This window comes from Mycetocola sp. (genome assembly GCF_025464835.1).
In the GTDB taxonomy this organism is placed as follows: Bacteria; Actinomycetota; Actinomycetes; order Actinomycetales; family Microbacteriaceae; genus Mycetocola_A.
Genome location: NZ_JAODMP010000031.1, coordinates 1 through 12,613 on the forward strand (window position 1 = coordinate 1; position 12,613 = coordinate 12,613).

Below are 12,613 nucleotides of genomic sequence, written 5' to 3' on the forward strand. Positions count from 1 at the left end.
ATCCAGACGAGAAGCACCTGCCATCGTTTCCGGATGCTCGATCCCACTCAAGCGGTCGCGAGGCTCGGCGGCGTCGCTCAGAAGCAGCGCATCCTCGCCCTCGGTGTACCGGCATCCGCTCTCCTCACCGCGGTTCGACGCGGTTCGTTGTTCCGTCCGATGCAAGGCTGGTACGCACTTCCGGATGCCGACTCGGACACCGTCAAGGCGGTTCGGCTGGGCGGATGCCTCGGCTGCGTCAGCGCGGCAGGTCGCCACGGTCTGGCAACGCCTCCGGGAAACCCGTTGCACGTGTGGGTACGACCGGGTTCATCCCGATTCAGGGCACCGAGCGACAAACACGTCCGGTTTGAACCATCGACCGACCGTAGCGCCATCCTGCATTGGAACCGGCTGCACGGCGTCTCGCGGCACACGCTCGTGCTTCCGTTGCACCTCGCGCTCTTCCAGATCGCGGAGTGCATGCCGCTGGATTATGCGGTGGCGATTTTTGACTCGGCGCTTCACCGCCACAAGATTTCGGCGAGTTCGCTTGCCTCGTTGATCTCCAGTTGGCCGGTGCGGCTGCACGCCGTTGCCGAGTTACTCGACGGCCGTGCGGAGAGCTTCCCGGAAAGCATATTTCGGGTTCGGCTGCACCTGGCCGGGCTGACCTGCAAGATACAGGTGCTGGCGCTGGATGCCTTCCGCCTGGATGTGGTCATCGGAGACCGCCTCCTCATCGAGATCAACGGGCTCCAGTACCACGGAGCGGACAGATTCGAACCTGATCACGCTCGTGGCGCGCTCCTCAGCGGGGTTGGGTTCATCATCCTGCGATTCACGTACTACCAGGTGCTCTTCGATTGGCCGACCGTGCTCGCGACCATCTCTGCCGCGATAGAGCGCGGGGACCACCGTTCACGTACGCGGTGAGAGGCGGTCGCATCCTTCCGTGGGGATTGCGCTTTTGCCGTACTCCAAATTCAGCACATCCTTGCGACACGCCGGGCCGGGAGCGCTCTCGTACGGCGTGTCGGCAAGGATTTGCTGAATTTGAGGTCGGCCTGCACTGCGGCGCCAGTCGAGGAACAGCACTCCAAGCCCGAACCCCATCGAGAGAAGGTAGAACACCGGCTCGAGCAACCCGGACACCACGACCAGCCAGTTGGTCGACCGGGTGGCCCGCCAGCCGCGCAGCATCACCGAGCGGGCGTTGCCGGCATCCAGCGCGCCGAGCGGACGATCCCGGCGGATGCCTGCACGATCGTCCCGGTCATTCCGCCAGCCTCCGCACGGGCACGCGGCGCGCCCACACCCAACCGGGCACGAACATCACGACCAGGTATCCGACGTGAGCACCTCCCGCGATGAACAGTGTCGGATGAGGGATCCGCATCGTCGTCGACTTGCCTGCACCGTTCGGCCCGAGAAGACCGAACGCCTTCCCCGGCTGCACCTCGAACGAGATGCCGTCGACCGCCGCGAAGTCCCTGTACTTCTTGACGAGGTTCTCCGCTGTGACGACTGCTGCCGGCACAGTCCCTCACCCTGGACCAGCCTCGGGACCCGGGGAAGGGCGGAGGTCAGTACGCGCTGATGCCGGCGCCGACGAGGGTGACACCGAGCACAAGGTAGAGCACGGTCATCACCGTCGGGCTGTTCCGGCCGAGCCAGTCGCGCAGCTCGACGAGCGGGCGGCGCCAGGCCTCGACGGCCGCCATCCCCCCGACGACGACGACGAGCATGCTCGACGCGGCGATGAGCACGAAGACGAGCAGCACGAGCATGGCCTCGCGCAACGGGAAGTGGGCTCCGCCGACGGTGAGCCCAGCGCCGACCGCGAGCGCGAGGTTCTTCGGCGCCAGGGCTGCGAGGCCGAACCCAAGCGCGAGCCCCTGGGGGACTGTCACTGTGTCGAGGGCCGCGACGAACGGGGGCAGCACCGGGGCCTTGCCCGGCTGCGGGCGAAGCCGCCACTCGCCAACCGCAAGGTAAAGCAGGTAAGCGCCGAGGAGCAGGAGAATCGTCCCTCCGACCAGACGGGAGGCACCAACCGTGCTCTCGGGGAGAAGACCGGCCAGAGTAGTGACCACCAGCACGGGCACGATCACGCCGAGCAGCCAGCCGCCGAGGAACCCGAGACCGGCAGCGTTGCCACGTGGGGAGAGCACCAGGGTGATCGCGGCGAGCAGGGGAATGGGGCTGAGGGCGATACCGAGCGCACTCGCGAGAATGTCGCCGATGATCGAACCCATACTGGTCTCCTTAGAAAGGCTTAGAGCCAGCATAATCATGCACCTCCGACGGGACGGCTCAACGGCACGTCTGTCAACATCGATTGACAGAGGGATGCGCGTCAACTAACGTTGACGCGCATGACTACAGGAACGATCGGAACCCTCGCCGCCGAAGCCGGGTCTGACGACCCGTACACAGCCCTGCGGGCGATCGCTAAACTTCATAAGGAACTCGATCGCGCCGAGGCAGTCGCAGTGCGCCGTGCGCGCAACGCGAACGCCTCCTGGCAGCTGATCGCCCTTGCACTCGGCGTGAGCCGGCAGGCCGTCCACAAGAAGTACGGCCGAAAGTAACCACTCGTTCCCCGTGAGGACCCGGATGTCATCCCCAACCACCACGCGCGCCAAACGCCGCTCGCCATTCGCGAAAGCGCGCCCGGAGGACGGGCCACGGGCACGATTCAGCGAGTTGCTCCCCTACCTCTTCGAGCACAAGCGGGTGCTCTGGTTCGTGATCGGGCTCAGCATCCTGGGGTCGGCGGCCTCGCTCGCCCAGCCGCTCCTCGTGAGCCAGGTGATCGGCGTCGTCGAACGGGGCGCTTCACTGGGCGGTCTGGTCTGGGGGCTGATCGCCCTCGTCATTTTCTCCGGCATCCTCGCCGGCTACCAGCACTACCTACTCCAGCGCACGGGCGAGGGCGTCGTGCTCTCGAGCAGGCGCCGGCTCGTGGCACGGATGCTGCACCTGCCCATTTCGGAATTCGACACCCGCCGCACGGGCGACCTGGTCTCCCGCGTCGGAAGCGACACGACGCTGCTCCGAGCCGTTCTCACCCAGGGGCTGGTCGAGGCGGTCGGCGGCAGCATCACCTTTCTCGGCGCGCTCATCGCCATGCTCATCATCGATCCCGTTCTACTCGGACTCACCTCCCTCGTCATTGCCGTCTCGATCGTCACCGTAACCCTGCTCTCCACCCGGATCCGCGTGGCCAGCCAGCGCGCCCAGGCGAAGGTCGGAGACCTCGCGGCGAGCGTCGAACGCGCGATCAGCGCCGTCCGCACGGTACGTGCCTCCAACGCCACCACCCGCGAGATCGCCACGATCGACGCCGACGCCACCGGTGCGTGGGACATGGGCATCCAGGTCGCCCGGATCTCCGCCCTCGTCGTCCCCGTCGCCGGCATCGCCATGCAGGTGTCGTTCCTCGTCGTGCTCGGCGTCGGGGGCTTCCGGGTGGCGAGCGGCGCGATCACCATCGCGAGCCTCGTCGCGTTCATCCTCTTCCTGTTCATGATGATCATGCCGCTCGGCCAGGCCTTCGGCGCGATCTCCGCGACGAACCAGGCGCTCGGTGCCCTCGGCCGGATCCAGGAGATCATCAACCTCCCGCTCGAGGACTCCTCGGATGCCGAGATCGCTGCGTCGGTGCCGACTCCCGGAATCGCATCGGCGGGCGCGCCAGCGATCGAGTTCGACGACGTCGTGTTCGCGTACCCGTCTGGAGCGGTGAAGGCCGATGAGGATCTCGATACGGCCGCAAGCGGCCTACTCGATCAGCGACAAGGAGACCCGGCCGCAAACGGCCTACCCGATCAGCGACAAGAAGACCCGGCCGCAAGCGGCCTACTCGATCAGCGACAAGAAGATAAGGCCGTAAGCGGCCTACTCGATCAGCGACAAGAAACCGAGACGGCCGTTCCCGCGGCCGGCGAACCGGTGCTCCGAGGCGTGAGCTTCACCGCCGCTCGCGGCCAGCGCACCGCGCTCGTCGGGCCGTCAGGGGCGGGCAAATCCACGATCCTCGGCCTCATCGAACGCTTCTACGACCCGGAGGCAGGGGCGATCCGTTTCGGCGGGGTCGACATCCGCACCATGCCGCGCACCACCCTGCGCTCGCAGATCGGCTACGTCGAGCAGGATGCGCCTGTGCTCGCCGGGTCGCTCCGCGACAACCTACTCCTGGCCTCCCCTGACGCGACCGACGAGGACTGCATCCGGGTGCTCCACGCCGTCAACCTCACCGAGGTGCTCGACCGCAACCCGAGTGGGCTCGACGCCGCGGTCGGAGAGGACGGCATCATGCTCTCCGGCGGGGAGCGCCAGCGCCTCGCGATCGCACGCGCCCTGCTCGCCGCACCGCCCATCCTTCTCCTCGACGAATCGACGTCGTCGCTCGACGGGGTCAACGAGCAGAAGATGCGCCTCGCCATCGACGCGGTCGCCGAGGACCGGACGTTGATCGTCATCGCGCACCGACTGTCGACCGTCGTGGACAGCGATTCGATCGTCGTGCTCGATCACGGGCGGGTCGTCGGAACCGGTACGCACTCCGAATTGGTCGCATCCGTGCCGCTCTACCGGGACCTTGCCAAGCACCAGTTGCTGGTCTGACGGACGCAATCAGGCTGGCGACGTCTGCCCAACACGAAAAAGCCCCCGTGTCGCACACTCAACAGGAGAAACCAGACCCGCTACTCCTGTTGAGCTGAGGGGCACCCGACTCAGCGAAACACCGCGAGGTGCCTGGAAGTGCTCCGAGACATCCCGCCAAGGTATCTCGAACCACTTCCAGGCACCTCGCGGCGCGTCCGGGTCAGGTCAGGAGGTGCGAAGCCGGTATCGAAGCGACGCCAACTCGGAGTTCATCGCCGGTGGAACCTTCTTGCCGAACTGCGCGAAGAACTCCTCGGTCAGGTCGGCCTCAGCCAGCCACGACCCCGGGTCGATGGCGAAGAGCTTCTCGAGCGCGTCCTCGGTCACATCCGTGCCATCGAGATTCAGGTCACCGGCCAGAGGGATGCGACCGACCGGGGTCTCTTTCGCGGACACGCGGCCCTCGATGCGCCGAACGATCCACTCAAGCACGCGGGAGTTGTCACCGAAGCCCGGCCACAGGAAGCTGCCGTCGTCGTCCTTGCGGAACCAGTTCACCTGGAAGATCCGCGGTGCACGGTCGAAGCGGAGCTTCTCACCGACCGTGAGCCAGTGACCCCAGTAGTCGGCCATGTTGTAACCGCAGAACGGGAGCATGGCGAACGGGTCGCGGCGGAGTTCGCCGACGGTACCTTCTGCTGCGGCCGTCTTCTCGCTGGAGATGGTGGCGCCCATGAAGACTCCGTGGCTCCAGTCGGTCGCCTCGACGACGAGGGGCACGTTGGTGGCCCGGCGTCCACCGAACAGGATGGCGTCGAGCGGAACCGCTTCTTCCCAGTCCTCGGCGATCTGCGGGCATTGGGCAGCGGCGACGGTGAACCGGGAGTTGGGGTGGGCGGCTGGGCGGCCGGAGTCCGGCGTCCAGTCGTTGCCTTGCCAGTCGACCAGGTGCGCCGGGGCCTTCTCGGTCAGCCCCTCCCACCAGACGTCACCGTCATCGCGCAGGGCGACGTTGGTGAAGATCGTGTTGCCCCACAGGGTCTCAACGGCGGTGACGTTCGTCGTTTCGCCTGTCCCTGGGGCGACCCCGAAGAACCCGGCCTCTGGGTTGATGGCCCACATCCGGCCGTCTTCACCCGGGCGCAGCCAGACGATGTCATCGCCGAGAGTTTCGACCCGCCAGCCCGGAACGGTCGGGCGGAGCATCGCGAGGTTGGTCTTGCCGCAGGCCGAGGGGAACGCCGCAGCGACGTGGTATTTCTTACCCTCCGGGGAGATGATCCGCACGAGCAGCATGTGCTCGGCCAGCCAGCCTTCGTCGCGCCCGATGACACTGGCGATCCGAAGCGCGAAGCATTTCTTGGCCAGGAGCGCGTTCCCGCCGTAGCCGGAACCGAATGACCAGACCTCACGTGACTCGGGGAACTGGACGATGTACTTGGTGTCATTGCACGGCCACGCCACATCCTCATCGCCGGTGCCGAGCGGGGCGCCGACCGAGTGCACCGCTTTGACCCACGATTCGCCGTCGGCGATGAGGTCGAGAACGGCATCGGAGGTTCGGGTCATGATCCCCATGGAGAGCACCGCGTAAACCGAGTCGGTGATCTGCACCCCGAGCTGCGAGAGCGGGCCGCCGACGCGTCCCATCGAGAACGGGACGACGTACATCGTGCGACCGCGCATGCTGCCGGCGAAGACCCCGTCGAGTTCTTCTCGCATGGAGTCCGGTGCCTGCCAGTTGTTGGTGGGGCCAGCGTCTTCCTCGCTCTCGGAGCAGATGAAGGTGCGCGCTTCCACCCGGGCGACGTCGCTCGGGGCACTGCGGGCCAGGTAGCTGTTGGGGCGCCACTCGGGGTTGAGTTTGATGAGTTTGCCCTCGGCGACCATCTGCTTCGTCAGCAGGTCGCTTTCACGCCGTGACCCGTTGCACCAGACGACAGCGTCTGGCTGGGTGAGCGCCGCGATCGAGTCGACCCAGTCGCGCAGGGCCTGCAGGGGTGCGGATGCGGCGTCCGGGGTTCCGTTGGGAATGAGCGTCTCGCGCGGGGCGATGGCTTCGGCATGGCCGGTCGTTGTCTCGGTCTCACGGCTGATTTCGGCGATGCTCATATCCTCTGGGCTCCTCTGTCCTTTGGGCGTGCTTCCACGATGCCGCAGAAATCGGCGGAGATAACGCGATTCCGGGTGTTAAGAATCGCAGTTTTTGCTATATCGTGAAGGAATGAATCGAACCGGGTCCGATCTTTCGACGCTGGGGCATCGCATCCGCCACTTTCGGACCCAGCGCGGCCTCACCCTTGATGAGCTCGGGGAACGGGTCGGCCTCGCCGGCAGCCAGCTCTCTCTCATCGAGAACGGCAAACGGGAGCCGAAGCTCTCGACGCTGCAATCCATCGCCGCCGCGCTCGACGTCGAGCTGACCGATCTCCTTGCCGCAGAGCCACCGAACCCGCGTGCGGCCCTCGAGATCGAGCTGCGTCAGGCCCAGCAACGACCGCTGTACACCGAACTCGGGCTCCCAGCGGTGAAGCCGAACAAGGGCATGACCGACGAAGCCCTCCTCGCGCTCGTCGGCCTGCACCGCGAGCTGCAGCGCAAGGCGACCGAGGCCATCGCCACCCCGGAGGAAGCTCGCCGTGCGAACACCGAACTTCGGGAGTGGATGCGCGAACGAGACAACTACCTGCCCGAGATCGAGGACCTGGCCGAGACGAGAATCCGCGCGGCTGGGCACGTGCGGGGCGCGGTCACCCACCGCACCGTGAGCATCATGGCCGAGCAACTGGGCTTCAGTCTCATCTACGTCAACGATCTGCCGCACTCCGCACGGAGCGTGACCGACCTCGCCAACGGACGCATCTACCTCCCACCGGCGTCGATCCCGGGCGGGCACGGCTTGCGGTCGATGGCGTTGCAGGCGATGGCGCACCGATTGCTCGATCACGCGCAGCCGACCAGCTATGCGGCGTTCCTGCGCCAGCGTCTCGAGATCAACTACTTCGCCGCCTGCTGCCTCATGCCTCAGGAGGCAGCGGTTGGCTTCCTCAGCCAGGCCAAACGCGACAGGAACCTGGCCGTCGAAGACTTCCGGGATGCCTTCGGCGTCACCCATGAGGCGGCCGCGCTGCGCTTCACGAACCTCGCGACGCACCACCTCGACATGCCGCTGCATTTCCTGCGGGTGTCGGAAGACGGGTCCCTCGCCAAGGGTTATGAGAACGACGGCCTCCCCCTGCCCGCGGACGTCACCGGCGGGATCGAAGGGCAGCTGGTGTGTCGCAAGTGGAGCGCGCGCAGCGCTTTCGAGCGCACCAACCGCACGACGGAGCTCTACCAGTACACCGACACTCCGGTCGGCACCTACTGGTGCGCGACGCAGACGGGCACCACGAGCGCCGGTGAGTTCTCGATCTCGGTCGGCGTCCCGTTCAACCAGGCGAAGTGGTTCCGGGGGAGGGAGACCACCAACCGCGCGGCCTCTTCGTGCCCGGATCCGTCGTGTTGCCGACGCCCGCCGAGCGAACTCGCGGAGCGCTGGCTCGGCAACGCATGGCCGAGCGCCCGGCTCCACGCCCACGTTCTCTCGCCCCTGCCGAGCGGCACCTTCCCCGGTGTCGACGACAGCGAGGTGTACGACTTTCTCGAGCGACACAGCGGGAGCTGACACCACCAGCACTCGGGCAAATCGGGGGCATGCAGACCTGGATCCCGCCCCTGATCCTCGGCACGATGACCTTCGGCGACACCGCGGACGAGGCGTCAGCCGCCGAACGTGTCGGCGCACCTTCGCCAGAACATCGAGGCGTTCGGTCGGGGCCCGCTCCCCGCAGACCTGTCAGCAGCAGCGGATGCCGTCGCTGACGACCTCCGCAGGCCGATGCCTGCTTACAATCGCTGATCCCCCGGTGCTAAGGTCGCGGCATGCCCGAGAACGCGCAGGAACCCACTCACGAAGAGAACCGCCACGACCAGCTGACGAGCGCCCCGGAGTCGACTGAAGCTGACGCCGCCCCGCGGATCGAGGTCAGCGAGGGCGAGAACGGCGCGACCCGGATCGACATCGCCGATGACGCCCCGGTGCGGCCGAGCGACCCGACCAGCTGACGCCCCGGCCGAAGGGGCTCGGTTTCGCGCGCCACGATTGCCGCAGTCCAGCCCGCTAACCGCCCAAGGCCCACATCGCCACAGCGCTCGCGGCGGCGACGTTGAGCGAGTCGATGCCGTGTTTCATCGGGATCCTCACGACGGTGTCGGATGCCGCGATCGCAGCATCCGTGAGTCCGTCTCCCTCCGCGCCGAGCACGAGAGCCAGCCGTTCGTGGTCGGCGCTGTGCATGTCGCGCAGGCTGACGGCATCCGGGGTGAGGGCGAGCGACGCCACGTGGAATCCGTGCCGGGTGAGCAGCGCCCGGGTGTCGGCCCAGTCCCCCACCCGCGTCCACGGCACTTGCAACACGGTGCCCATCGACACCCGGATCGACCGGCGGTAGAACGGGTCTGAGCACCGGGGAGTGACCAGGATGGCATCCGCGCCGATCGCGCCGGCCGACCGGAAGATGGCTCCAACGTTGGTCGGGTCGGCGACGTCCTCAAGGATCACGACGCGGCGAGCGCCGGCGAGCAGCTCGTCCGGGTCTGGCAGCGCCGGGCGATGCATCGACGCGATAAGCCCGCGATGCAGGACGTACCCGGTGAGTTCTGCGAGGAGTTCGCCGGGGCCGACGAAGATGGGCACGTCGGTGTCGCCGAGCAGCTCGAGCGCGGCGTCGACGGTGCCGCCGAGCGCCAGCACCGACCGGGGCCGGTGGCTCGCCCTGAGTGCACGTTCGAAGACGAGAAGAGACTCGGCCAGGTACAGGCCGTGCCCGGTGCCCCGAGCCTTCTTCAGGGCGACGTCGGTGGCGTGGGCGTAATCCACGAGCCGGGGGTCGGCGAGGTCGGAGATCTCGAAAACGGGCACTCCGCGAGTTTAGCGAGCGCACGGACTCCCCCGGACAGCGATGACCTTCGCTGACCTTCGATGACCGCTCGATCAATCGCGCGGATCACCGAGCGAGCTGGCAGTCACCGTCGGCGCCGACGGTTTCTCATACACCCGGGAGGGTGACGTCAACGAGGGCTTCACACTCGGCGACACGCTGTAGCTTGCGGCATCCGCGTCTCGTGGTGGGACGAGCGGGTGTGCCCCTCAGTCGCCGTCGCTCGAGACGAGGACGGCGCCGGCGTGGCCCATCTCAGCGATCGCCGCGTCGCTCGTCTCCCGCGCCACTCCGGCGATGAGGTCGGTGAAGACGCGCACATGCCTGCCGTGGTCGACAGCGTCCAGGACGGATGCCCGCACGCAATAGTCCGTGGCGATCCCGGCTACGTCGATCTCGGTGACACCATGCTCCTCGAGCACTTCGGTGACGGTGGCGCCGTCAGAGGCCCCGCCGTCGACATGGCCGTCGAAGATGGAATAGGCCGGTTCACCCTGCCCCTTCTTCACGTGCATCGTGATCCGGGACTGGTCGAGGGAGGGGTGGTATTCGGCGCCCGGCGTGCCGGCGACGCAGTGCGGAGGCCAGGTGTCGAGAAAGTCCGGTTCCTCGCCGACGGGGGCGAAGTGGCCTCCGTTGTCGCCGGCGGCGTTGTGCCAGTCACGGGACGCGATCACCAGGCTGTAGGTGTCCGCGGCACGGTCCAGAAAGGTGGTCAGGTGAGCGGCGACGGCGGCACCGCCGTCGACACCGAGCGCACCGCCCTCGGTGAAATCGTTCTGCACGTCGATGATGAACAGCGCCTTGGTCATGGAGGTCTCCCGGTCTGAGCAGTCGAACCCAGCGTACCGCCGGGGTTCGGGCGCTGTCTGCCCGGTCTTCGGCTGCGGTGTCTGTGCCCTCGACGCTCGACGCTCGACGCTCGACGCTCGACCCACACCGGAGGCACACTCAACAGGAGGAATGCGCGCCTCCGGGCCCGCGTCTCCTGTCGAATGTGCACGGCTACGTGTTGGACAACCTTTCGCCACAGCGATAGAACGCCGTCGCCAGGGTGTCGATGGCTGTGCGGGCGTTCGTACCGACCTGTCCGGTGGCGAAAATGGCGAAGACCAGCCTCGAGCCGTCGCCCGCATCGATCATGCCGGTCAGCGTGTACGCCGACGAGATGGACCCTGACTTCGCACGCACGTGCCCGCGCGCCACGGCGTTATCGCCGAAGAACCGGTTCGAGTAGTTGAGGGTTCCGGATTCCCCGGCGACGGGCAGCCCATCGCGGAGGATCCCGAGTGTGCCTTCGCCGGCAGAGATCTGGAGGAACAGGGACGTGAGATACGACGGGGCGACGGCATTGTTACGGCTCATCCCCGAACCGTCGGCAATCCGCAGCCCCGACGTGTCGATCCCGTACACGTCGAGCGCCTGCGGGATCGCCACGGCAAGGGCGTCGATCGTGTTCCCCACGCCGAGCCTGATGGCGACGTGTCTGGCCACCATTTCGGCAAGCGAGTTGTCGGACGGGATCAGGAACTGCGCAATCAACGTCGACAGCGGCTGCGACGAAACGGATGCCAGTTCGCCGGCTTCCGCAGGCGCCGCGCCGTGTTCCACCGCGGCTCCTGGGAAGTATGCGCCGAACGCCGCCCCTGCCCGGCCGACCGGGTCGTCGCCGCGCGGGGACAGGAAGACGCGGGGATTCGAGCGGTCGGCGTCGACCTGCAGCGCGGTGATGTGGGAGAGCCAGCCGGTGCCGCGCTCGGTGGGCGGCCAGGTGTCGCCCCAGGTCTTGCCGCCGAAGTAGCTCGAGTCGAGAACGATCCGGGTGATCGGTGTGCCGGGGTACCGTGCCTCCCACGCGGCCCTGGTCTTCGCGGCGAGCTCGTCGAGGTGGGCTGCGCCCGTGTAGACCGGTTCCTGCCCGGAGGGCAGCCGGGTCAGGGTGAGGTCTCCCCCGCCGACGAGCACGAGGGTGCCGGGTTCCGCTCCGGCGACCACACGGGTGGATGCCCGGAAGTCCGGCCCGAGCACGGAAAGCGCCGCCGCCGCGGTGAGGACTTTCAGCGAACTCGCCGTCTGCGAAGCGGTGTCGGCGTCTCGCTCGAACAGCACCTGGCCGTCAGCCTGGAGCACCTGCGCCTGCAGCTTCCCGAACCGGCTGTCGCCGAGCAGCCAGGCGACCGAGCACGTGCGCAGCTGCGACGGGGGCTGTTCCGCCGTCGGCGCCGGGCGGGGCGGCACGGTCCGGGTCGGGGCGACTGGTGCCGCGACGACGGGCGAGACCACCGGTGCGGTTGGTGCTGTCGCTGCTCCGACCGCGACAGCACCTCCGCCCAGTAGAGCGAAGGCAGCGACCGAAGCGGTGACGAGCCATCCGGTGCGGTGTCGCCGCGCGCCGATGCCGCCTCGTCGGTGGGCGATCACGCGCGCGCTCGAGGTCGCATCCGTTCCCGGGAACGGAGCGGCCAGCTGGTTCTCACCCGGCTCGCCGGGAACGGAGTTCCGCACGCGGCGATGCTACCCGCCCAGGAGCGAGCGGTGGCGGTTCATTCGCTCGGGTAGACGACGCCGATCTGACGGCGGATGTCGTCGAGGGTGTGCATGATCGACACCGTTTCCGAGTGCGGCAGCACGTCGGACTGCAGTTCACCGGCGGCGACCAGCCGTTCGAGTTCGAAGGCCTGGAACTGCATCCCCCGGCCGACGACGTTGGAGGTGTACGACTCGAGCACGTCGTTGGCGTTGTTGTAAACCGTGAACGAGCTCGCCGAGTACCAGACAGAGTCGATATCGATGCGCCCCTCGGTCCCGATGACGCTCGCCACGTTGGGGCCGTGGGCGTCGCTCGCCGACAGCGTCGTGGCGATCCGGTCGTCGTCGTAGGTGAAGATGGTGGCGACGGATGCATCGGCTCCGGTCTCGCGGAACGTGGCGGATGCCGTGACCTGCGCCGGGGTTCCGAAGACGGAGCTGGCGAAGGAGATCGGGTAGATTCCGAGGTCGAGGAGGGCGCCGCCGCCAAGCTCGAGGGCGTTGATCCG

11 protein-coding genes and 2 pseudogenes are annotated in these 12,613 nt (G+C 67.4%); 5 read left to right on the top strand and 8 right to left on the bottom strand.

What is annotated here, in order from left to right; all coding sequences use genetic code 11:
• On the top strand, positions 1-915 hold a 915-nt coding region (locus JWP90_RS04370), incomplete at its 5' end, for a DUF559 domain-containing protein (protein WP_297360200.1).
• 156 nt (positions 916-1,071) lie between these two features.
• Here the strand turns inward: JWP90_RS04370 and JWP90_RS04375 are convergent.
• The 3 genes and pseudogenes from JWP90_RS04375 to JWP90_RS04385 all read right to left on the bottom strand — a co-directional run.
• Positions 1,072-1,236: pseudogene (locus JWP90_RS04375) on the bottom strand (ABC transporter); the annotation flags it as partial.
• Positions 1,237-1,255: 19 nt separating this feature from the next.
• A complete protein-coding gene (locus JWP90_RS04380) occupies positions 1,256-1,519 on the bottom strand; it encodes an ATP-binding cassette domain-containing protein (RefSeq protein ID WP_297360204.1) in 264 nt (87 codons plus the stop codon).
• A 46-nt stretch (positions 1,520-1,565) separates the two neighbouring features.
• Positions 1,566-2,237, bottom strand: a complete 672-nt coding sequence (locus JWP90_RS04385) for a GAP family protein (RefSeq protein WP_297360207.1) — start codon at positions 2,235-2,237, stop codon at positions 1,566-1,568.
• 120 nt (positions 2,238-2,357) lie between these two features.
• Between JWP90_RS04385 and JWP90_RS04390 the strand changes: the two genes are divergently transcribed.
• Both JWP90_RS04390 and JWP90_RS04395 read left to right on the top strand, forming a co-directional pair.
• Positions 2,358-2,573: a hypothetical protein gene (locus JWP90_RS04390; RefSeq protein ID WP_297360210.1), complete on the top strand. Its 216-nt coding sequence runs from the start codon at positions 2,358-2,360 to the stop codon at positions 2,571-2,573.
• Between the two features lie 25 nt (positions 2,574-2,598).
• Positions 2,599-4,611, top strand: a complete 2,013-nt coding sequence (locus tag JWP90_RS04395) for an ABC transporter ATP-binding protein (protein WP_297360211.1) — start codon at positions 2,599-2,601, stop codon at positions 4,609-4,611.
• A 207-nt stretch (positions 4,612-4,818) separates the two neighbouring features.
• On the opposite strand, the gene JWP90_RS04400 is transcribed toward JWP90_RS04395, so the two are convergent.
• A complete protein-coding gene (locus tag JWP90_RS04400) occupies positions 4,819-6,705 on the bottom strand; it encodes a phosphoenolpyruvate carboxykinase (GTP) (RefSeq protein ID WP_297360214.1) in 1,887 nt (628 codons plus the stop codon).
• Positions 6,706-6,817: 112 nt separating this feature from the next.
• Between JWP90_RS04400 and JWP90_RS04405 the strand changes: the two genes are divergently transcribed.
• On the top strand, positions 6,818-8,260 hold the full coding sequence (locus tag JWP90_RS04405) for a helix-turn-helix transcriptional regulator (protein ID WP_297360217.1): 1,443 nt from the start codon (positions 6,818-6,820) through the stop codon (positions 8,258-8,260).
• A gap of 257 nt (positions 8,261-8,517) precedes the next feature.
• On the top strand, positions 8,518-8,700 hold the full coding sequence (locus tag JWP90_RS04410) for a multidrug transporter (RefSeq protein ID WP_297360220.1): 183 nt from the start codon (positions 8,518-8,520) through the stop codon (positions 8,698-8,700).
• 55 nt (positions 8,701-8,755) lie between these two features.
• Here the strand turns inward: JWP90_RS04410 and JWP90_RS04415 are convergent, their stop codons facing one another.
• From JWP90_RS04415 to JWP90_RS04430, 4 genes and pseudogenes are all read right to left on the bottom strand, one after another.
• Complete coding sequence (locus JWP90_RS04415) at positions 8,756-9,556, bottom strand: RNA methyltransferase (RefSeq protein WP_297360223.1); 801 nt, start codon at positions 9,554-9,556, stop codon at positions 8,756-8,758.
• 228 nt (positions 9,557-9,784) lie between these two features.
• Complete coding sequence (locus JWP90_RS04420; RefSeq protein WP_297360226.1) at positions 9,785-10,387, bottom strand: isochorismatase family protein; 603 nt, start codon at positions 10,385-10,387, stop codon at positions 9,785-9,787.
• A 193-nt stretch (positions 10,388-10,580) separates the two neighbouring features.
• Positions 10,581-12,080, bottom strand: a complete 1,500-nt coding sequence (dacB, locus tag JWP90_RS04425) for a D-alanyl-D-alanine carboxypeptidase/D-alanyl-D-alanine-endopeptidase (RefSeq protein ID WP_297360229.1) — start codon at positions 12,078-12,080, stop codon at positions 10,581-10,583.
• Positions 12,081-12,118: 38 nt separating this feature from the next.
• Positions 12,119-12,613 (bottom strand): annotated as a pseudogene (locus JWP90_RS04430) (gfo/Idh/MocA family oxidoreductase); the annotation flags it as partial.